The organism is Pseudomonas sp. ATCC 43928 (assembly GCF_005938665.2).
In the GTDB taxonomy this organism is placed as follows: Bacteria; Pseudomonadota; Gammaproteobacteria; order Pseudomonadales; family Pseudomonadaceae; genus Aquipseudomonas.
Genome location: NZ_CP041753.1, coordinates 6,370,203 through 6,389,851 on the forward strand (window position 1 = coordinate 6,370,203; position 19,649 = coordinate 6,389,851).

The 19,649-nt window shown below is 59.8% G+C and carries 18 protein-coding genes; 11 read left to right on the plus strand and 7 right to left on the minus strand.

Annotated features, from left to right (window positions below):
- Positions 1 to 89 precede the first annotated feature (89 nt).
- The 3 genes from FFH90_RS29445 to FFH90_RS29455 are packed head-to-tail and all read left to right on the plus strand — an operon-like array spanning position 90 to position 4,893.
- Positions 90 to 1,055, plus strand: a complete 966-nt coding sequence (locus tag FFH90_RS29445) for an HlyD family secretion protein (protein WP_138866480.1) — start codon at positions 90 to 92, stop codon at positions 1,053 to 1,055.
- Positions 1,052 to 3,775 carry a ribosome-associated ATPase/putative transporter RbbA gene (gene rbbA, locus FFH90_RS29450; protein ID WP_138866481.1) on the plus strand — a complete coding sequence of 908 codons (2,724 nt, stop codon included), beginning with the start codon at positions 1,052 to 1,054 and terminating at the stop codon, positions 3,773 to 3,775. The genes FFH90_RS29445 and rbbA overlap by 4 nt, the downstream gene beginning before the upstream one ends.
- The gene (locus tag FFH90_RS29455) at positions 3,775 to 4,893 is read left to right on the plus strand and encodes an ABC transporter permease (protein WP_138866482.1); all 1,119 of its coding nucleotides are present in this window, start codon (positions 3,775 to 3,777) and stop codon (positions 4,891 to 4,893) included. The genes rbbA and FFH90_RS29455 overlap by 1 nt, the downstream gene beginning before the upstream one ends.
- A gap of 60 nt (positions 4,894 to 4,953) precedes the next feature.
- On the opposite strand, the gene FFH90_RS29460 is transcribed toward FFH90_RS29455, so the two are convergent.
- The gene (locus tag FFH90_RS29460) at positions 4,954 to 5,361 is read right to left on the minus strand and encodes a flagellar basal body-associated protein FliL (protein ID WP_019580533.1); all 408 of its coding nucleotides are present in this window, start codon (positions 5,359 to 5,361) and stop codon (positions 4,954 to 4,956) included.
- A 150-nt stretch (positions 5,362 to 5,511) separates the two neighbouring features.
- Here FFH90_RS29460 and FFH90_RS29465 point away from each other — a divergent pair, with 150 nt between their 5' ends.
- Both FFH90_RS29465 and glpT read left to right on the plus strand, forming a co-directional pair.
- Positions 5,512 to 6,489 (plus strand): NADPH:quinone oxidoreductase family protein, encoded by a 978-nt coding sequence (locus FFH90_RS29465; RefSeq protein ID WP_018927576.1) that lies wholly within the window; start codon positions 5,512 to 5,514, stop codon positions 6,487 to 6,489.
- A gap of 203 nt (positions 6,490 to 6,692) precedes the next feature.
- Positions 6,693 to 8,042, plus strand: a complete 1,350-nt coding sequence (gene glpT / locus FFH90_RS29470; RefSeq protein ID WP_018927575.1) for a glycerol-3-phosphate transporter — start codon at positions 6,693 to 6,695, stop codon at positions 8,040 to 8,042.
- Here glpT and FFH90_RS29475 read toward each other — a convergent pair.
- Complete coding sequence (locus FFH90_RS29475; protein WP_138866483.1) at positions 8,018 to 8,686, minus strand: gamma-glutamylcyclotransferase; 669 nt, start codon at positions 8,684 to 8,686, stop codon at positions 8,018 to 8,020. The genes glpT and FFH90_RS29475 overlap by 25 nt on opposite strands.
- A 385-nt stretch (positions 8,687 to 9,071) precedes the next feature.
- On the opposite strand from FFH90_RS29475, the gene FFH90_RS29480 reads away from it, so the two are divergent.
- Positions 9,072 to 9,515 carry a hypothetical protein gene (locus tag FFH90_RS29480; protein WP_019580529.1) on the plus strand — a complete coding sequence of 148 codons (444 nt, stop codon included), beginning with the start codon at positions 9,072 to 9,074 and terminating at the stop codon, positions 9,513 to 9,515.
- A 14-nt stretch (positions 9,516 to 9,529) separates the two neighbouring features.
- Here FFH90_RS29480 and FFH90_RS29485 read toward each other — a convergent pair whose 3' ends face one another.
- The 5 genes from FFH90_RS29485 to FFH90_RS29505 all read right to left on the minus strand — a co-directional run bounded on the left by FFH90_RS29485 (position 9,530) and on the right by FFH90_RS29505 (position 14,767).
- On the minus strand, positions 9,530 to 10,498 hold the full coding sequence (locus tag FFH90_RS29485) for a CDP-6-deoxy-delta-3,4-glucoseen reductase (RefSeq protein ID WP_019580528.1): 969 nt from the start codon (positions 10,496 to 10,498) through the stop codon (positions 9,530 to 9,532).
- Complete coding sequence (gene ubiD / locus FFH90_RS29490; RefSeq protein ID WP_019580527.1) at positions 10,498 to 11,964, minus strand: 4-hydroxy-3-polyprenylbenzoate decarboxylase; 1,467 nt, start codon at positions 11,962 to 11,964, stop codon at positions 10,498 to 10,500. Before ubiD ends, FFH90_RS29485 begins: the two co-directional genes overlap by 1 nt.
- A gap of 138 nt (positions 11,965 to 12,102) precedes the next feature.
- Positions 12,103 to 13,362, minus strand: coding sequence for a transcription termination factor Rho (rho, locus tag FFH90_RS29495; RefSeq protein WP_007899384.1), 1,260 nt, complete (start codon positions 13,360 to 13,362; stop codon positions 12,103 to 12,105).
- Between the two features lie 247 nt (positions 13,363 to 13,609).
- Entirely contained in the window at positions 13,610 to 13,939 is a 330-nt protein-coding gene (trxA, locus tag FFH90_RS29500; protein ID WP_003206727.1) for a thioredoxin TrxA, read from the minus strand.
- 120 nt (positions 13,940 to 14,059) lie between these two features.
- Positions 14,060 to 14,767, minus strand: a complete 708-nt coding sequence (locus tag FFH90_RS29505) for a FadR/GntR family transcriptional regulator (protein WP_064621043.1) — start codon at positions 14,765 to 14,767, stop codon at positions 14,060 to 14,062.
- Between the two features lie 257 nt (positions 14,768 to 15,024).
- Here FFH90_RS29505 and FFH90_RS29510 point away from each other — a divergent pair, with 257 nt between their 5' ends.
- From FFH90_RS29510 to ppx, 5 genes are all read left to right on the plus strand, one after another.
- Complete coding sequence (locus FFH90_RS29510) at positions 15,025 to 15,810, plus strand: transporter substrate-binding domain-containing protein (RefSeq protein ID WP_018927568.1); 786 nt, start codon at positions 15,025 to 15,027, stop codon at positions 15,808 to 15,810.
- Between the two features lie 22 nt (positions 15,811 to 15,832).
- Positions 15,833 to 16,513, plus strand: a complete 681-nt coding sequence (locus tag FFH90_RS29515; protein ID WP_018927567.1) for an amino acid ABC transporter permease — start codon at positions 15,833 to 15,835, stop codon at positions 16,511 to 16,513.
- On the plus strand, positions 16,510 to 17,160 hold the full coding sequence (locus FFH90_RS29520; protein ID WP_138866484.1) for an amino acid ABC transporter permease: 651 nt from the start codon (positions 16,510 to 16,512) through the stop codon (positions 17,158 to 17,160). The genes FFH90_RS29515 and FFH90_RS29520 overlap by 4 nt, the downstream gene beginning before the upstream one ends.
- Positions 17,147 to 17,884: an amino acid ABC transporter ATP-binding protein gene (locus tag FFH90_RS29525; RefSeq protein WP_064621044.1), complete on the plus strand. Its 738-nt coding sequence runs from the start codon at positions 17,147 to 17,149 to the stop codon at positions 17,882 to 17,884. Before FFH90_RS29520 ends, FFH90_RS29525 begins: the two co-directional genes overlap by 14 nt.
- Positions 17,885 to 18,111: 227 nt before the next feature.
- Positions 18,112 to 19,614, plus strand: coding sequence for an exopolyphosphatase (ppx, locus tag FFH90_RS29530; RefSeq protein ID WP_138866485.1), 1,503 nt, complete (start codon positions 18,112 to 18,114; stop codon positions 19,612 to 19,614).
- Positions 19,615 to 19,649: the final 35 nt, after the last annotated feature.

Below are 19,649 nucleotides of genomic sequence, written 5' to 3' on the forward strand. Positions count from 1 at the left end.
ACGGTCAGGCTTACCCCTCAGTTGACTGACATCAAGTCGCACTAGCACTTTCCTGTCAGACTGGGACGCAATAGACGCAGGATGCAGACATGTCGACGCACAGCCGCTCTTCGCTTTTCTTCGTTTTTTTACTGGGGGCTGTATTGCTGGCCGCCGGAGGGTTTGGTTATTGGCGGTCGACCGTTAACCGACTGCCCCAAGGGTTGTCTGTCGGCAATGGTCGACTTGAAGCCACTGAAGTGCAGATCGCCAGCAAAACACCCGGTCGATTGGCTGAAGTGCTGGTGGACGAAGGCGACAAGGTAACCCAGGGGCAACTGTTGGCCCGCATGGACACCCGTACCCTCGAAGCACAGCGCAACCAGGCTGAAGCCGAAGTGATACGCGCCCGGGAAAATCTTTCCGCGGCCCAGGCCAATGTGAAACTGCGCCAGAGCGAGCAACTGCTTGCCCAGCAAGAGCTCAAGCGCTCCCAGGCATTGTTCAATCGCGGTTTCGCCAGCGGCCAGATCATCGACCAACAGCAGTCACGCTTCGACACCGCCAACGCAGCTGTTACTGCGGCCCGCGCCCAGGTGTCCGCCGTCGGCGCAGCCATTGGCGCGGCAAAGGCGCAAGTGGCTCAGTTAAACAGCGAAATCGACGACAGCAGTTTGCGAGCCCCCATCGACGGGATCATTCAGCTTCGCATGGCCGAACCCGGGGAAGTGCTCGGCGCCGGAGGGCGAGTGTTGCTGCTGATTGACCCGAACGATCAATACATGAACCTCTATCTTGCAGCCTCCGTCGCCGGACGCCTGGCGGTCGGCGATGAAGCGCGGATCCTGCTGGACGCCCTGCCCGACCAACCACTGCCGGCAAAAATCAGCTTCGTGGCGGCCAAATCGCAGTTCACGCCCAAAGAAGTCGAGACTCGCGACGAACGTCAGAAACTGGTGTTTCGGGTCAAGCTACGCCTGACCCGTCCCAGCGCCGTGCCCCAGGCCAAACCGGGGATGCCCGGCAATGGTTACGTGCGCACCGCTCCCATTGACTGGCCGGCCAATCTTCAATGACCGGCCTGGCACTGCATGCCACTCGCCTTCAGCACCGCTATGGCGAACGGCATGCACTGACCGACATCACGCTCAGTCTGCCCACTGGTACCCGATGTGGGTTGATTGGCCCGGATGGCGCCGGCAAATCCAGCCTGCTGGGATTGATCGCCGGCGTGAAGACGCTACAGGAGGGCCAACTGGAAGTGCTCGGTGGCTCGATCCAGGACCGGCGCCACCGCAACAGCCTCTACTCGCGCATCGCGTTCATGCCTCAAGGTCTGGGCGGCAACCTGTACCCTGATCTGTCGATCCGCGAGAACATTCACTTCTTCGCCACGCTGTTCGGGCTGTCCGCGGCCGAAAGCGATCAGCGCATGCACAGCCTGCTGCTGGCCACCGATCTACTGCGGTTTGCCGAGCGCCCGGCCGGCAAGCTGTCGGGCGGAATGAAACAGAAGCTCGGACTCTGTTGCGCACTGATCCATGAGCCGGATTTGTTGATCCTCGATGAGCCGACCACTGGCGTCGACCCTTTGTCCCGACGGCATTTCTGGGAGTTGATCGATGATGTTCGGCGCCAACGCCCGCAACTGACGCTACTGGTCGCCACCGCGTACATGGAAGAGGCCGAACAGTTCGAACACTGCCTGATGCTCGATGACGGCAAACTGATCGCCGCCGGTTTGAGCCGCGATCTGGCGGCGGTAACCCCCAGCGGCAAGCTCGATGAAGCCTTCACCCACTTTCAGGGTGACACCGGCCACGACAACCAGCCGCTAGTGATCCCTCCCCGAACCAATGCTACGGCCGACATCGCCATCCAAGCCCATGACCTGACCCTGCGCTTCGGCGATTTCACCGCTGTGGATAAAGTCAGCTTCGCCATCGGCCGCGGCGAGATCTTCGGGTTTCTGGGCTCCAACGGCTGCGGCAAAACCACCACGATGAAAGTGCTTACCGGACTGATTCCGGCCAGCGAAGGCAGTGCCACGCTGCTGGGCAACCCAGTGAACGCCAAGGATCTGGCCACCCGCAAGCGCGTCGGCTTCATGTCTCAGAGCTTCTCGCTCTATGGCGAACTCAGCGTTCGGCAGAACCTGGACTTGCATGCGCGACTGTTCGATCTGCCCCAGGCCGACAGCACTCAGCGCATCGACGAACTGATCCAGCGCTTCAGCCTAACCAGCGTCGCCCATCAGCCGTCCGGTGCATTGCCGCTGGGTCTGCGTCAACGATTATCCCTGGCGGTGGCGGTGCTGCATCGCCCGGAAGTGCTGATCCTCGACGAACCTACCTCCGGCGTCGACCCGGCGGCGCGGGACGATTTCTGGCGACTGCTGATCGAACTGTCCCGTGAACAGGACGTGACGATCTTCCTGTCCACCCATTTCATGAACGAAGCCCAGCGTTGCGACCGCATCTCATTGATGCACGCAGGCAAGGTTTTGGCCTGCGACACCCCGGCAGCACTGCAACAGCAGTTCAACGGCCAGACACTTGAGGCCGCGTTCGTCACCTGTCTGGAAAAGGCCCAGAGCCCGGGCGCGACAGAGGCGCCACCAACGCCCATCGACACAACGCTCGCACCCACCCCATCGATGAAAGACCGTCGCTTCAGCTTTGGGCGACTGCGGGCATTGGCGAGCCGTGAAGGCAAGGAACTGCTGCGCGATAGGGTACGCCTGGCCTTCGCGCTGCTCGGGGCGATGCTCATGATGGTGATTTTCGGCTATGGCATTTCCCTGGACGTGGAGAAACTCGCCTTCGCGGTCTACGACCAGGACCAGACCCCGCAAAGCCGGGCTTATCTGGAGGCCTTCCGCGGCTCCCGTTACTTCGACGAACAACCCCCGATAAGCGATCCGGCGCAGTTGCATCGACGACTGCAACGCTCGGAAATCAAACTGGCGCTGGAGATTCCCCCCGGATTCGGTCGGGATCTGTTCGCCGGTCGCCAGCCTACGGTGGCGGCCTGGCTCGACGGCGGTATGCCGTTTCGCGCTGAAACCAGCCGCAACTATGTGGAAGCGGTACACCAGGCCAACCTGGAGCAACTTGCGGATCAGTCCAGTCCCGCACCATCCCGGCAAGCGCCAGCCAAACTGGAAACCCGTTTCCGCTACAACCAGGATGTCGTCAGCGTCAACGCCATCGGCCCTGGAGTGATGGCGCTGATCCTGGCGTTTATCCCGGCCATGCTGACTGCGCTGGGCATTGTGCGGGAGAAGGAACTGGGCTCGATCACCAACTTCTACGCCACACCGCTGACCCGCCTGGAGTTCCTGTTAGGTAAACAGGTGCCGTATCTGGCCGTCAGTCTGATCAATCTCGCCGTGCTGACAGCCATGAACCGCTGGCTGTTCGGCGTCCCTTTCAAGGGCAGCGCATTGACCCTGGCCTTCGGCGGGTTGCTCTACGTGCTGGCGACCACCAGCATGGGTCTGTTGATTTCGGCGTTCACCCGAACCCAGATCGCCGCCATTCTCGGCACCATGATCATCACCAGTCTGCCGACCATCCAGTTTTCCGGTCTGATCGTGCCACGGTCGTCCCTTGATGGCGCCGCCGCGGTCATGGGGATGCTGTTTCCGGCAGGCTATTTTCTCGATATCGCTGTTGGCACCTTTACCAAGGCGCTGGATATCCGGCAGTTGTGGCCACAATGCCTGGCGCTGTTCGGGTTCTTTCTCGGGTTCACCGGGCTCAGCCTGGCCATGCTGAAAAAGCAGGAGGTCTGATGCATAAACTCGCGCACATCCTGCGTCTTGGCCTCAAGGAACTCACCAGCCTGCGACACGACAGTGTATTGCTGCTGTTCCTGTTCTACGCCTTTACAGTGGCGATCTACATGCCGGCCGCGGGCTCAGTGATCGGTGTGCACAACGCCAGTGTGGCCATGGTCGATGAAGATCACAGCCCCATGTCACGCCAACTGGCCCAGGTTCTGCGGCCGCCGGAATTTCAACCGCCGGTGCCGCTGCCTTATGGTCAACTGGACGAGGTGCTGGACAACGGGCGGTACACCTTCGTGATCAATGTTCCAGCCAATTTTCAGGCCGATCTGCTAGGCGGCCACCAGCCGGCGGTGCAGGTCAACGTTGACGCCACGGCCATGAGCCAGGCGTTCATGGGCGCAGGCTATATCGGGCGGATTTTCCAGCGCGAGCTGCTGACCTACAGTGGCCAGGGCGATGCGGCGAGCCAGACACCCGTGCGGCTGACAACACGAGCGTTGTTCAACACCAATCTGGAAGGTGGCTGGTTCCTGGCGGTGATTCAGATCGTCAACAACATCACGATCCTGGCCATCATCCTGACGGGCACGGCGCTGCTGCGTGAACGCGAACACGGCACCCTCGACCATTTGCTGGTGCTGCCGCTGACGGCACTGGAAATCATGCTGGCGAAAGTCTGGAGCAACATGCTGGTGGTGGTGCTGTGCACCTGGGTGTCGCTGGAAGTGATTGTCAAAGGCGCCCTCGGCGTGCCGCTGGCCGGCTCCCTGAGCTTTTTCTTGCTGGTAACGGCGGTTTATCTGTTCGCCAGCACGGCGCTGGGGATATTCCTCGCGACCCTCGCCCGCTCGACACCGCAGTTCGGCTTGTTGGCGATTCCGGTGATTATCCCGATGTTGCTGCTTTCCGGGGGCAGTACGCCCCTCGACAGCATGCCGCAATGGCTGCAATGGGTGATGCAGGGCTCGCCATCGACGCACTTCGTCAGCCTCAGCGCCGCGATACTGTTTCGCGACGCCGGCATCGGCGTGGTCTGGCCGGACTTGCTGGCATTAAGCGCCATCGGCCTGCTGTTCTTTACCATTGCACTGCTGCGGTTTCGCAAGAGCCTGGCGTCCTGAAGGGCCGAGTCGCCCTTCGCGAGCAAGTCCGCGAAGGGGCCGCCCCAGACAACAAAAGCCTTACTGGATAATGAGGTTGTTGAACAACAGATCCTCAACCACCGGCTTGCCGGTTTCGTCGTTCATCACTTGCTGGGTCTGCTTCAAGGCTTCCTGACGCAGCTTTTCCTTGGCTTCGACGTTGTTCATGGTTTCAGTGGTCTGCTGGGCAAACAACGCCACCAGCTGATTGCGGATCAACGGCTCATTGGCCTTCACCGCCTTGGTCGCCTCGTCACCAGTCACCCGTAGCGCCACATCGGCCTTGTAGACCTTGAGCTTCGGCGTGCCATCCAACCCATAGTTGCCCACGAACGGCGGGCTCAGGGTGATGTAGTTGACCTTCGGGGCTTCACCTTCTTTGGCTTCTTCGGCCATCGCTGCCACAGGCAGAGACAGGGCCAGCATCAACATGATCCACGCTTTCACAATTCGCTCCTTATCCGGTTTGCGGCCTAGCATAACGACCCGCCGCTCAAGCACAAGCTTATGGCTGACTATCAGGGTCGGGCATGCTCGTTGACCCGTTAACTCACACACCTACACTTATCGGCCATCACTCCCAAAGGAATAGCCCTGATGAAAGCCGTGCTGTGCAAAGCCTTCGGCCCTGCCGAATCGCTGGTGCTGGAAGACGTCGCCAGTCCTGTTGCGAAGAAAAACGAAATCCTGCTGGACGTGCACGCGGCCGGGGTGAATTTCCCGGACACGCTGATCATCGAGGGCAAATACCAGTTCAAACCGCCCTTCCCGTTTTCACCGGGTGGCGAAGCGGCTGGCGTGGTCAGCGCGGTGGGGGAAAAGGTCAGCCACCTCAAGGTCGGTGACCGGGTCATGGCCCTGACTGGCTGGGGCAGTTTCGCCGAGCAGGTCGCGGTGCCGGGCTACAACGTGCTGCCGATCCCGCCATCGATGGACTTCAACACTGCCGCCGCTTTCAGCATGACCTACGGCACTTCGATGCACGCCCTCAAGCAACGAGGCAACCTGCAACCCGGCGAAACCTTGCTGGTGCTCGGCGCGTCCGGCGGCGTCGGCCTCGCCGCCGTGGAAATCGGCAAAGCCATGGGCGCCCGGGTGATCGCCGCCGCGAGCAGTGCGGAAAAACTCGCGGTGGCCAAAGCCGCCGGCGCCGATGAGCTGATCAACTACAGCGAAACCAGCCTCAAGGACGAAATCAAACGCCTGACCGACGGCCAGGGCGCCGACGTGATCTACGACCCGGTGGGCGGGGACCTGTTCGACCAGGCCATCCGCGCCATCGCCTGGAACGGTCGTCTTCTGGTGGTCGGTTTCGCCAGTGGACGTATCCCCGAACTGCCAGTGAACCTGGCACTGCTCAAAGGTGCTGCAGTGGTCGGCGTGTTCTGGGGCTCGTTTGCCCAGCGCCAACCACAGGACAACGCGGCGAACTTCCAGCAGTTGTTTCACTGGTTCGCCGAAGGCAAATTGAAGCCGCTGGTGTCGCAGGTGTATCCACTGAGCAATGCGGCGCAGGCGATCAATGATCTTGGCCAGCGCAAAGCGGTCGGGAAGGTGGTCGTGCAGGTTCGTTGATCGTTTTCAAGCCAGGTCGCAGCCTGCGACCTGGCTCCGTCATCCCCGTACCGACTCTCATTTATACCTGAGCGACATGTTCATAAAGGAACATGCAATCTCCAACATTTCCGCTGTTTTGCCGATGCGAACCGGTGCTATTTTCGGTAACGAAACTGTAACATTCGCATCCGCAGTCAAAACAAGAAATCTGGAGCTCTTGAATGTTTGCTTTCTTTCGTCCTGCCGCACATCAGGCTCCATTGCCTGAAGAAAAAATAGACAGCACCTACCGACGCCTTCGCTGGCAGATCTTCGCCGGGATTTTCATTGGCTATGCCGGTTACTACCTGCTGCGCAAGAACTTTACCCTGGCGTTCCCGGACCTGATCGCCCAAGGCTATACAAAAGGCCAGCTGGGTGTGGCGATGTCGGCGATTGCAATCGCCTACGGCCTGTCCAAGTTTCTGATGGGCATCGTGTCCGACCGCTCCAACCCGCGTTACTTCCTGCCCTTTGGCCTGGTGGTGTCCGCCGCGGTGATGTTCGTTTTCGGTTTCGCACCTTGGGCCACCTCCAGCGTGACCATGATGTTCATCCTGCTGTTCATCAACGGCTGGGCGCAAGGCATGGGCTGGCCGCCGAGCGGGCGAACCATGGTGCATTGGTGGTCACAGAAAGAGCGTGGCGGCGTGGTTTCGGTCTGGAACACCGCGCATAACGTTGGCGGTGGCTTGATCGGCCCGCTGGCGATTCTCGGCATGGGCTGGTTCAACGACTGGCACAGCAAGTTCTACGTACCGGCTGCCGTGGCGCTGTTGGTCGCCGTGTTTGCCTTCATTGTGATGCGCGATACACCGCAGTCGACGGGCCTGCCGCCGATTGAGAAGTACAAAAACGATTACCCGGAAGGCTACGACGCCAGTCACGAAGAGGAATTCAGCGCCAAGGACATCTTCGTCAAATACGTGCTGCGCAACAAAATGCTCTGGTTCATCGCACTGGCTAACGTTTTCGTCTACCTGCTGCGCTACGGCATTCTGGACTGGGCGCCGACCTACCTCAAAGAGGTCAAGCACTTCGACTTCGACAAGACCTCGTGGGCTTACTTCCTGTACGAGTGGGCGGGCATTCCCGGCACGCTGCTGTGCGGCTGGATGTCGGACAAGATCTTCCGTGGTAACCGTGGCCTGACCGGCATGGTGTTCATGGCGTTGGTGACCGTTGCGACGATCGTGTATTGGCTGAATCCACCGGGCAATCCGATGATCGACATGATCTCGCTGTTCGCCATCGGCTTCCTGATCTACGGCCCGGTGATGCTGGTCGGCCTGCAGGCGCTGGAACTGGTGCCGAAGAAGGCCGCGGGTACGGCCGCAGGCTTTACCGGCCTGTTCGGTTACTTGGGTGGTTCCGTCGCGGCCAGTGCCATGATGGGCTACACCGTGGACTATTTCGGCTGGAATGGCGGCTTCATTCTGTTGGTCGTTGCCTGCCTGCTGGCTATGGCGTTCCTGGCTCCCACCCTGGGCCACAAAAACGTCGCCAGTCAGGGCCGCGAAGCGCTCGCCTGACCTGCCTTTGATTTACAGCGCTTGAGCCGCGCCTCCAGATTCCGGTCTGGCATGGCGTGGCTACGCAGGGCGTGGGCGGTCTGCTCGACATACTCGCGAGTAGTGCCATAGCGCCCGCAAGCGTTCTCGAATACTTGGCTCAGCACGTGATCCGGCAAGTTGCCGGCATAGCTGGGCAGGTGCCGCTCCAATACAAATCCCAATGCCTGAACCTGGTTTCCGTTTTCAAGACGGCAGTTGAGCCAGTGTGGACGATAGGAAGGGAATGGCATCTCGCGCTGCCAGAGTGCATAAAGTGAAGCCTCGAGTTGTTCTTCGGGCAAACGATAGGCGAACCCGCTGCACGAACCACCGCGATCCAGGCCAAATACCAGCCCCGGCACTTCCGGCGTGCCGCGATGCTCGTGGGACCACAGGTACAAACCGCGATGGTAGCCATGCACCCGGCCGCGCACCCGCTCAACCGCCGCACATTCAGGCCGCCAGATCAGCGAACCATACGCGAATAACCAGACCGGCCCACCCTTATGGCGCGCCATGGTCGACTGCATCGAGCTGAGCAATTGTTCGTGTGTAAGCTGCGGCCCCAGATCGAGCCGCGGAGGGTAAGCCAGATTCAAAAAAGCAGATTCAATGGCGCTCATGGCAATAAAATTTTGGTCCAGCAATTATTACAAAATATAAACAACTTTCACTTCATAGAACATATAGCAGTAATACTAAAACGAAAAGTACTAAGCGCCCTATGACCTTGCGCCCCCTATAAAAATTCCAATACTGAAGCTGGAGGGCTTGGCGATATACCCTAATATCATTTAAGAGAATTCTTAAATACCAGAACGAAATATACATAAGCATTCGGCGCGTCTAGGATAAAGCTCACCTAGGAGAAAATGCCTACAAACCCTTCGGATTTACCGCCTACCCATTGCAGCTTTACGTCGCGTATAACGGCCACCCAAAGACGCAAACCAAACTGCCTCAAAGGCCTGAACAATGAAAACACCATGGATTTACGGGTTACTTCTAATGCTCACGGCGCAGCACTCGCTGGCCGAGGACACCTCTGCGAAAGACACCGGCTCCTGGTATTTGCAGGCCAGCGTCTATACCAGACACTTCTCCCCCGACTCCGACCACAATAACAATCAGGACCTCATCGGTCTTGAGCGCGAGCAAGCGTCCGGTTGGTTGTTTGGTGGCGCAACTTTTCGCAACTCGTTCAGCCAGCGTTCATATTATGCGTATGCGGGCAAACGCTACGAGAGCGCTGACTATCCCGTGTACATAAAACTTACCGGTGGTCTGTTGCAAGGTTACAGCGGCAAGTCTCAGGACAAGATCCCTCTGAATCACTTCGGGGTCGCGCCGGTGATCATTCCTTCAGTCGGGGCACACTACGGACCATTGGCAGCCGAGCTGGTGTTGCTCGGCTTCAATGCCGCCATGGTGACAACCGGGGTGCGCTTCTAGAACGGTTCACGCACCTATGATCGCGGGGCGTAAGCAAATACATCGGCACGCATTTGATGGGCATCCATCCCCGCTTCGACCAAAGCATCGAGCGTGCCATAGACCATGGCTGGAGAGCCGCTGGCATAGACGTGCAGTGCTTTCAGATCAGGGAAATCTTCACACACCGCCTCATGCAACATGCCGCAACGCCCCTGCCAGCCGCATTGATCGCTGACGACTTTATGCAGGAACAGATTGGGCAGCTTCAGCCATTCATCCCAATGTTCGATCTCATAAAAGTCTTCGGGACGACGTACGCCCCAATACAGGTGCACCGGATGCTTGAAGCCCGTGGCGCGGCAATGTTCGATGAGGCTGTGGATCTGGCCCATGCCGGTACCGGCAGCAATCAGTACGAGAGGACCGTTCGGCAGTTCCGCCAGATGGGTGTCGCCGAACGGCATCTCGATCCGCACCATCGGGTTGCGCTGGAGCTGTTCGATCAGGCTCAGCGCGCTGCTTTCGCGCGCCAGCACATGAATTTCCAGGTCGCGACCGGAATGCGGTGCAGAGGCCAGGGAAAAAGCGGATTTCTCGCCATTCTCACGCTCGATCATCAGATACTGGCCGGCGTGATAGCGCGGTGGCTTGCCCGCTGGCGCACGCAGACGCACGCGCCAGGTATCGCCACCGACGTCCCTGCATTCAATGACCTGACACGACACGCTGCGCACCGGCAGTTCTCCCAGCGCGAGCACGCCATCCCACAACACGATGCAGTCTTCCAGCGGCTCTGCAATGCAAGTGTAGAACTCGCCATGGTCGCGCACATCGCCAGCCTGTTCGACCCGCCCTTCCACCAGCAATGCGCCGCACACATGGCAATTGCCGTTACGACAGCTTTGCGGGCATTCATAGCCCAGGCGCCGCGCGCCATCGAGAATCCGCTCGCCGGGCAGAATCTCAAGCACTGCTCCGGAGGGCTGCAAGGTTACACGCATCAATCTATTCCTAACTGATTCCAGATGGCATCGATCCGTTGGGTAACGGCTTCATCCTTGACGATGACCCGGCCCCACTCACGGGTGGTTTCGCCTGGCCATTTATGCGTGGCATCGAGCCCCATCTTCGAACCCAGGCCGGAGACCGGCGAGGCGAAGTCCAGGTAGTCGATCGGCGTGTTATCGATCATCACCGTGTCGCGCTTGGGGTCCATGCGCGTGGTAATGGCCCAGATCACGTCGTTCCAGTCCCGTGCGTTGATATCGTCGTCGGTGACGATAACGAACTTGGTGTACATGAACTGTCGCAAAAACGACCAGACACCGAGCATTACCCGCTTGGCGTGGCCGGGATACGACTTCTTCATGGTCACGATGGCCATGCGGTACGAGCAGCCTTCGGGCGGCAAGTAGAAGTCAGTGATCTCCGGGAATTGCTTCTGCAGGATCGGTACGAACACTTCGTTCAGCGCCACACCGAGAATCGCCGGCTCATCCGGCGGACGGCCGGTGTAGGTGCTGTGGTAGATCGGCTTGATCCGATGGGTGATGCGCTCGACGGTGAACACCGGGAAGCTGTCGACTTCGTTGTAGTAGCCGGTGTGGTCGCCGTACGGACCTTCATCGGCCATTTCGCCCGGATGGATCACGCCTTCGAGGATGATTTCGGCCGTGGCCGGTACTTGCAGGTCGTTGCCGCGGCATTTCACCAGTTCGGTGCGATTGCCCCGCAGCAGACCGGCGAAAGCGTATTCGGAGAGGCTGTCCGGCACCGGCGTCACGGCGCCAAGAATGGTGGCCGGGTCAGCGCCCAGCGCCACGGACACCGGGAACGGCTGGCCGGGGTGTTTTTCGCACCATTCGCGGTAATCCAGCGCGCCGCCACGGTGGCTTAACCAGCGCATGATCACCTTGTTGCGACCGATCACCTGTTGACGGTAAATGCCGAGGTTCTGGCGATCCTTGTTCGGACCTTTGGTGACAGTCAGGCCCCAGGTGATCAGCGGGCCGACATCGCCTGGCCAGCAGGTCTGCACCGGCAACATCGCGAGGTCGACATCGTCACCTTCGATGACCACTTCCTGGCACACCGCGTCTTTGACGACTTTCGGCGCCATCGAGATGATCTTGCGAAAGATCGGCAGCTTGGACCAGGCGTCCTTCAAACCTTTCGGCGGCTCGGGCTCCTTGAGGAACGCCAGCAACTTGCCGATTTCGCGCAACTCGCTCACCGCCTCTGCACCCATGCCCAGCGCCACGCGCTCAGGCGTACCGAACAGATTGCCGAGCACAGGGATGTCATAACCCGTGGGCTTTTCGAAAAGCAGGGCCGGGCCTTTGGCGCGCAATGTGCGGTCGCAGACCTCGGTCATTTCGAGCACTGGGGACACCGGAACCTGGATGCGCTTGAGTTCGCCGCGCTGTTCCAGACCGCTGATAAAGTCGCGCAAGTCGCGATACTGCATGCGTGAGCCTCGTTTTGGCCGTGGCGTTCGGGGGTGGCAGTTTAGCGCCGAACCCCTCAGTTCAGAACCACGAACTGCCGTTGATCAAAAATCAGATAGCAAAAAGCCGGGTTTCCCCGGCTTTTTGGCCTGTTCGATTTACTTGCGTTTCATCGACAGGAAGAACTCGTCGTTGGTCTTGGTCTGTTTCAGCTTGTCGACCAGGAACTCGATGGCAGAGACTTCATCCATCGGGTGCAGCAGTTTGCGCAGGATCCACATACGCTGCAGTTCGTCGTCGGCTGTCAGCAACTCTTCGCGGCGAGTACCGGAGCGGTTGATGTTGATGGCCGGGAACACACGTTTTTCGGCGATCTTGCGATCCAGAGGCAATTCCATGTTGCCGGTGCCTTTGAATTCTTCGTAGATCACTTCGTCCATCTTCGAACCGGTTTCAACCAGCGCGGTAGCGATGATGGTCAACGAGCCGCCTTCTTCGATGTTCCGTGCAGCACCGAAGAAACGTTTCGGTTTCTCCAGGGCGTGGGCATCGACACCACCGGTCAGCACCTTGCCGGAGCTCGGGATCACGGTGTTGTAGGCACGCGCCAGACGGGTGATGGAGTCGAGCAGAATCACCACGTCCTTCTTGTGCTCGACCAGACGCTTGGCCTTCTCGATCACCATTTCAGCAACCTGCACGTGGCGGGTTGGCGGCTCGTCGAACGTCGAGGCAACCACTTCGCCGCGCACGGTGCGCTGCATTTCGGTCACTTCTTCCGGACGCTCGTCGATCAACAGCACGATCAGGTGAACTTCAGGATTGTTACGCGCGATGTTTGCCGCGATGTTCTGCAGCATGATCGTTTTACCGGCTTTCGGCGGAGCAACGATCAGGCCGCGCTGGCCTTTGCCGATCGGGGCGCACAGGTCGATGACACGACCGGTCAAGTCTTCGGTGGAACCGTTACCGGCTTCCATCTTCATGCGCACGGTCGGGAACAGCGGGGTCAGGTTCTCGAAGAGAATCTTGTTTTTCGCGTTCTCGGGACGATCGTAGTTGATCGTGTCGACCTTGAGCAGCGCGAAATACCGCTCGCCTTCCTTCGGAGGACGGATCTTGCCAACGATGGTGTCACCGGTGCGCAAGTTGAAGCGACGGATCTGGCTCGGCGAGACGTAGATATCGTCCGGGCCGGCGAGATAGGAAGCGTCAGCGGAGCGCAGGAAGCCGAAGCCGTCCTGGAGAATCTCCAGCACGCCATCACCGGAGATTTCCTCGCCGCTTTTCGCGTGCTTTTTGAGCAGGGAGAAAATCACGTCCTGCTTGCGCGAACGGGCCATATTTTCTATGCCCATCTGTTCGGCCAATTCGAGCAGTTCGGTAATCGGCTTTTGCTTGAGTTCAGTCAGATTCATATAGGAATGACGTAATCATTTATGGAGGGGGGAAATTAAGCTTTTGGCTTAATGAGGCCGCGCCGCAGAGAAGGCGACAGGATCGCGTACTTATTCGAAAAGGAGTGCGTCGGCGACGGCTAGCAGGGGGCAGTGGAGAAACCAGTGCGGGGCCGAATGTACCACCTGAGTTTCGGAGCGTCTAGCCCTCAATAACGAAAAGGCCCCGCATAATGCGGGGCCTTTTCATGACGCTTTATAACAACGCTTAGATGTTGGCGTCGAGGAAAGCGGCCAATTGCGACTTCGACAGCGCACCGACCTTGGTGGCTTCGACGTTGCCGTTCTTGAACAGCATCAGCGTCGGGATACCACGCACGCCATGCTTGGCCGGGGTTTCCTGGTTCTCGTCGATGTTCAGTTTGGCAACGGTCAGCTTGCCTTTGTAGGTCTCGGCAATTTCGTCCAGGACAGGAGCGATCATTTTGCAAGGGCCGCACCACTCAGCCCAGTAGTCGACCAGTACAGCGCCTTCGGCCTTGAGTACGTCGGCCTCGAAGCTAGCGTCGCTAACGTGTTTGATAAGATCGCTGCTCATGGAAGTCTCCAGGTTGTAAGCAAAAAAACGTGGCCCATCATAGCTGCCCTTCCCCCGTTCAGGAAGCCGCAGATGATTGAGTCTCGCTATGGTGCCCCATGAATTTGGGTATAGCTCAAGTCACGAGGTGGCGGGAGCGACGAAGGCAATTCCGGTGCGCAGGGCGGCGTTGCGCACATGCTCCTGCATGGCCTTCTGCGCGGCGCCAGAGGCTCGACGGGCCAGTGCGCGGAGGATTTTACGGTGTTCCTGCCAGGTTTCCATGGCCCGTTCGGCCCGGATGAACGGTAGCTTCTGGCTCTCCAGAAAGATGTCGGCGCTGGCTGTCAGGATGCTCAGCATCGCCTGATTGCCGCTGGCCAGGAGGATGCGCCGGTGAAACTCGAAGTCCAGTCGCGCCGCTGCATCGAAGTTGGCGGCACGCAGTTCGTTGCGCATGGCGGCGACGTTGTCTTCCAGGGCATCGAGATCCTCGGTGCTCAGGGTCACGGCCGCCAAACCCGAGGCAAAACCCTCCAGCGCATAGCGCAACTGGAAGATGTCCAGCGGCGATGCCTGGGCCGCGAATGGCCAGCCCGGCACCGCCTCGCCCCGGGGCAGATCGACCGGTGACTGCACGAACACGCCCTTGCCCGGCTGGATGCTGATCACGCCCAGCGCACTCAGGGACGACAACGCCTCGCGCAACGACGCCCGGCTGACCCCCAATTGCACCGCCAGGTCCCGTTGCGAGGGCAAGGCATCACCCGGCCCGAAACCTTGCTCGGTGATCAGTTTGCGGATGGCTTGCAGCGCCACTTCAGGTACTGCACGGGAGATCGAATTCATGGTTTCTTCAGACGAACCAGGCCAATGAGCGGCTAGTTGTAAAGCTATTCGCGACGTCCGGCAAGTCGTGCCCCATGGGGGTTCGGGAGTTTTCACGATTGCGCCATCAAGGTGCGAAATGCCACCTAACTGTTCAGACCAGTAAGACCGAGAAACACCAGCAAAACCGTGGCCTGCAACCCCTGAAACCGAATCTTGGCATGGCCCGTGCTCTGTCGATCCGCAGAAATCACTTCCCGCCGATCCGGAGATTTGCCATGACCCAGCGTTACAGCGCCCTCCTCGCCGCCCTGTTTGCCAGCCTGATGCTGAGCCAGGCACCTGCCCACGCCGACGGTCTGGAGGATGTGGTCAAACGCGGCACCCTCAAAGTCGCCGTGCCCCAGGACTTCCCGCCGTTCGGCTCGGTCGGCCCGGACATGAAACCGCGCGGCCTCGACATCGACACCGCCAAACTGCTGGCCGACCAACTCAAGGTCAAACTCGAACTGACCCCGGTCAACAGCACCAACCGCATCCCGTTCCTGACCACCGGCAAGGTCGACCTGGTGATTTCCAGCCTCGGCAAGAACCCTGAACGCGAGAAAGTCATCGATTTCTCCCGCGCCTACGCGCCGTTCTACCTCGCCGTATTCGGTCCGCCAGACGCCGCCATCAAGGGTCTGGACGATCTCAAGGGCAAAACCATCAGCGTCACCCGTGGTGCCATCGAAGACATCGAGCTGACCAAAGTCGCCCCGGAAGGCGTGACCATCAAACGCTTCGAAGACAACAACTCGACCATCGCCGCCTACCTCGCGGGCCAGGTCGACCTGATCGCCAGCGGCAACGTGGTGATGGTAGCCATCAGCGAGAAAAACCCGAAACGCGTACCGGCCCTGAAAGTGAAGCTCAAGGACTCGCCGGTGTACGTCGGTGTGAACAAGAACGAGCCGGCGTTGCTGGACAAGGTCAATCAGATCCTCACCACCGCCAAGGCTGACGGTGCGCTGGAAAAGAACTCGCAAACCTGGCTGAAAGAACCGCTGCCGGCCGATCTCTGATCGTTCGCTCGGGAGACGACTTATGGCTTATCAGTTCGATTTTTTGCCGGTGGTGGAAAACACCGACCTGCTGCTGCGCGGTGCGTTGTTCACCCTTGAGCTGACGGCCGTTGGCGCAGTGTTCGGGGTCGCTCTGGGCATCATCGGCGCACTGGTGCGGGCGTGGAACATCCGCCCGTTCGCCGGCATTTTCGGGGTCTACGTCGAGTTGATCCGCAACACACCCTTTCTGGTGCAGTTGTTTTTCATCTTCTTCGGTTTGCCGTCGCTGGGCCTGCAGATTTCCGAATGGCAGGCGGCGGTGCTGGCGATGGTGATCAACCTGGGCGCCTATTCGACCGAGATCATCCGCGCCGGCATTCAAGCGATCCCCCGCGGACAACTGGAAGCCGCAGCCGCCCTCGCGATGTCGCGTTTCGAAGCCTTCCGCCACGTGGTTCTGCTGCCGGCACTGGGCAAAGTCTGGCCGGCCCTGAGCAGCCAGATCATCATCGTCATGCTCGGCTCGGCGGTCTGTTCGCAGATCGCCACCGAAGAGCTGAGTTTCGCCGCCAACTTCATTCAGTCGCGCAACTTTCGCGCCTTTGAAACCTATGCGCTGACCACGCTGCTCTACCTGTGCATGGCGCTGCTGATCCGCCAGCTGCTGAACTGGATCGGTCGCCGCTACATATCCAAGAGCAGCGCAAGGAGCAGCCAATGAGCGATTTCACCTTCTGGGACATCCTGCGCAACCTGCTTACGGGCCTGCAATGGACGCTGGCGTTGTCGCTGGTGGCGTTTATCGGCGGTGGGCTGATCGGTTTGCTGATCATGGTGATGCGGATTTCTAAGAAATCCCTGCCCAGCCACGTCGCCCGCACCTACATCGAATTGTTCCAGGGCACGCCGCTGTTGATGCAGCTGTTTCTGGTGTTCTTCGGTGTGGCCTTGGCCGGTGTGGAAATTTCACCGTGGATGGCGGCGGCAATTGCCCTGACACTGTTCACCAGCGCCTACCTGGCAGAGATCTGGCGCGGTTGCGTCGACTCGATCCCCAACGGCCAGTGGGAAGCCTCGTCGAGCCTGGCGCTCAACCCGCTGGAGCAATTGCGTTACGTGATCCTGCCACAAGCACTGCGCATCGCCGTGGCGCCGACCGTGGGCTTCTCGGTGCAAGTGGTCAAGGGCACCGCCGTCACCTCGATCATCGGCTTCACCGAACTGACCAAGACCGGCGGCATGCTCGCCAACGCGACCTTCGAACCCTTCATGGTCTACGGCCTCGTCGCCCTCGGTTACTTCCTGCTCTGCTACCCCTTGTCCCTCAGTGCGCGCTACCTGGAAAGGAGACTGCATGCCTCTGCTTAGAATTTCCGCCCTGCATAAATATTACGGCGACCATCATGTGCTCAAAGGCATTGACCTGAGTGTCGAGGAAGGCCAGGTGGTGGCGATCATCGGTCGCAGCGGCTCGGGCAAATCCACCTTGCTGCGCACCCTCAATGGCCTGGAATCGATCAACGACGGCGTGATCGAAGTCGACGGCGAATACCTCGACGCCGCCCGCGCCGACCTGCGCAGCCTGCGACAGAAAGTCGGGATGGTGTTCCAGCAGTTCAACCTGTTCCCGCACCTGACCGTCGGCGAAAACGTCATGCTTGCGCCACAAGTGGTGCAGAAAGTGCCGAAAGCCAAAGCCACCGAGCTGGCGCGACAGATGCTGGAACGGGTCGGGCTGGGCGAGAAATTCGACGCCTTCCCGGATCGACTCTCTGGCGGCCAGCAACAGCGGGTGGCGATCGCCCGGGCGCTGGCCATGTCGCCGAAAGTCTTGCTGTGCGACGAAATCACCTCGGCCTTGGACCCGGAACTGGTCAATGAAGTGTTGAGCGTGGTCCGGCAACTGGCCAGGGAAGGTATGACATTGATCATGGTCACCCATGAGATGCGTTTTGCCCGGGAGGTGGGCGACAAATTGGTGTTCATGCACCAGGGTAAGGTGCATGAGGTGGGAGATCCGAAGGTGTTGTTTGCCAATCCGCAGACGGCGGAGCTGGCGAACTTCATTGGGACCGTGGAGGCGGCGGGCTGACACCCCTGTGGCGAGGGGGGCTTGCCCCCGTTGGGCTACGAAGTAGCCCCAAAACCATTCACATCAACTCCAAATAGACCGCGCATGCAGGTTTTACGACTGCTGCGCAGCCGAACGGGGGCAAGCCCCCTCGCCACAGGGTTGGATCAAGGCTTTCAACTCTGCGCGTTGGCGCGAGCGATTGATCGTGGCAGGATGTCGAGGTTATCGACCGAGACCCCCTGACCATGCCGCTATCCCAAGTCAAGAATCTGTCCCTGATCGCCGCAATCGACCTAGGCTCCAACAGCTTTCACATGGTCGTGGCCAAGGCCCAGAACGGCGAAATCCGGATTCTCGAGCGTCTCGGGGAGAAGGTTCAGCTGGCCGCCGGCATCGACGAAGAGCGTCAACTCAGCGAAGAATCCATGCAACGCGGGCTCGATTGCCTGAAGCGCTTCGCCCAACTGATCAGCGGTATGCCGCCCGGCACCGTGCGGATCGTCGGCACCAACGCCCTGCGCGAAGCCCGTAACCGCGGAGAGTTCATCCATCGGGCTGAAGAAATCCTCGGCCATCCGGTAGAAGTCATCTCCGGCCGTGAAGAAGCGCGCCTGATTTACCTCGGCGTCTCCCACACCCTCGCCGACACCCCGGGCAAACGCCTGGTGGCCGACATCGGCGGCGGCAGTACCGAATTCATCATCGGGCAGAGATTCGAGCCATTGTTGCGCGAAAGCCTGCAAATGGGTTGCGTCAGCTACACCCAACGCTATTTCAAGGACGGCAAGATCACCCCGGCCCGCTACGCCCAGGCGTACACCGCGGCGCGGCTGGAGATCATGAGCATCGAACACGCCCTGCACCGCCTGACCTGGGATGAAGCCATCGGCTCCTCGGGCACCATTCGCGCCATTGGCCTGGCGCTGAAGGCCGGCGGGCATGGCACTGGCGAGGTGAACGCCGAAGGCTTGGCCTGGCTCAAGCGCAAGCTGATCAAGCTCGGTGATGTCGAGAAAATCGACTTCGAAGGCATCAAGCCCGACCGCCGGGCGATCTTCCCCGCCGGGCTGGCGATTCTCGAAGCAATCTTCGATGCCCTCGAACTGCAACGCATGGACCACTGTGAAGGCGCCCTGCGCGAAGGCGTGCTCTATGACCTGCTGGGCCGTCATCATCACGAAGATGTCCGTGAGCGTACGCTCAGCTCGCTGATGGAGCGCTACCACGTCGACCTGGAACAAGCTGCGCGAGTCGAGCGCAAGGCGCTGCATGCCTTCGATCAAGTGGCCGAGGATTGGGACCTGAACGACGGTGTCTGGCGCGAACTGCTGAGCTGGGCGGCCAAGGTCCACGAAGTGGGCCTGGACATCGCGCACTATCAGTACCACAAACACGGCGCCTACCTGATCGAGCACTCGGACCTGGCCGGATTCTCCCGCGAAGACCAACTGATGCTCGCGCTACTGGTGCGTGGCCACCGTCGCAATATTCCCAAGGACAGGTTTGCCGATTTTGGCGACGACGGCATCAAGCTGATTCGCCTGTGCGTGCTGCTGCGCTTTGCGATTCTGTTCCACCACATCCGTGGCACCCAGGAAATGCCACAGGTCGTGCTGCACGCCAACGGCGACAGCCTGGATGTGTTATTCCCGGAACATTGGCTGGATGACAACCAGTTGACCCAGGCCGACTTCGCCCTGGAAGCCGAATGGCTGACCCGCGTCAGCTTCGTGCTGAACGTTCGCTAAAAAACCGAAAATGGTCGCCGAACACGGTCCTGTAG

Coding starts and splice junctions, on each gene's coding strand:
- FFH90_RS29485 (WP_019580528.1), bottom strand. CDS start 10,498: ATGCGTGTAACCTTGCAGCCCTCCGGAGCAGTGCTTGAGATTCTGCCC.
- FFH90_RS29475 (WP_138866483.1), bottom strand. CDS start 8,686: ATGAGCGCCATTGAATCTGCTTTTTTGAATCTGGCTTACCCTCCGCGG.
- FFH90_RS29465 (WP_018927576.1), top strand. CDS start 5,512: ATGAAAGCCGTGCTGTGCAAAGCCTTCGGCCCTGCCGAATCGCTGGTG.
- rbbA (WP_138866481.1), top strand. CDS start 1,052: ATGACCGGCCTGGCACTGCATGCCACTCGCCTTCAGCACCGCTATGGC.
- glpT (WP_018927575.1), top strand. CDS start 6,693: ATGTTTGCTTTCTTTCGTCCTGCCGCACATCAGGCTCCATTGCCTGAA.
- FFH90_RS29520 (WP_138866484.1), top strand. CDS start 16,510: ATGAGCGATTTCACCTTCTGGGACATCCTGCGCAACCTGCTTACGGGC.
- FFH90_RS29510 (WP_018927568.1), top strand. CDS start 15,025: ATGACCCAGCGTTACAGCGCCCTCCTCGCCGCCCTGTTTGCCAGCCTG.
- FFH90_RS29480 (WP_019580529.1), top strand. CDS start 9,072: ATGCTCACGGCGCAGCACTCGCTGGCCGAGGACACCTCTGCGAAAGAC.
- rho (WP_007899384.1), bottom strand. CDS start 13,362: ATGAATCTGACTGAACTCAAGCAAAAGCCGATTACCGAACTGCTCGAA.
- ppx (WP_138866485.1), top strand. CDS start 18,112: ATGCCGCTATCCCAAGTCAAGAATCTGTCCCTGATCGCCGCAATCGAC.
- FFH90_RS29445 (WP_138866480.1), top strand. CDS start 90: ATGTCGACGCACAGCCGCTCTTCGCTTTTCTTCGTTTTTTTACTGGGG.
- FFH90_RS29515 (WP_018927567.1), top strand. CDS start 15,833: ATGGCTTATCAGTTCGATTTTTTGCCGGTGGTGGAAAACACCGACCTG.
- ubiD (WP_019580527.1), bottom strand. CDS start 11,964: ATGCAGTATCGCGACTTGCGCGACTTTATCAGCGGTCTGGAACAGCGC.
- trxA (WP_003206727.1), bottom strand. CDS start 13,939: ATGAGCAGCGATCTTATCAAACACGTTAGCGACGCTAGCTTCGAGGCC.
- FFH90_RS29525 (WP_064621044.1), top strand. CDS start 17,147: ATGCCTCTGCTTAGAATTTCCGCCCTGCATAAATATTACGGCGACCAT.
- FFH90_RS29455 (WP_138866482.1), top strand. CDS start 3,775: ATGCATAAACTCGCGCACATCCTGCGTCTTGGCCTCAAGGAACTCACC.
- FFH90_RS29505 (WP_064621043.1), bottom strand. CDS start 14,767: ATGAATTCGATCTCCCGTGCAGTACCTGAAGTGGCGCTGCAAGCCATC.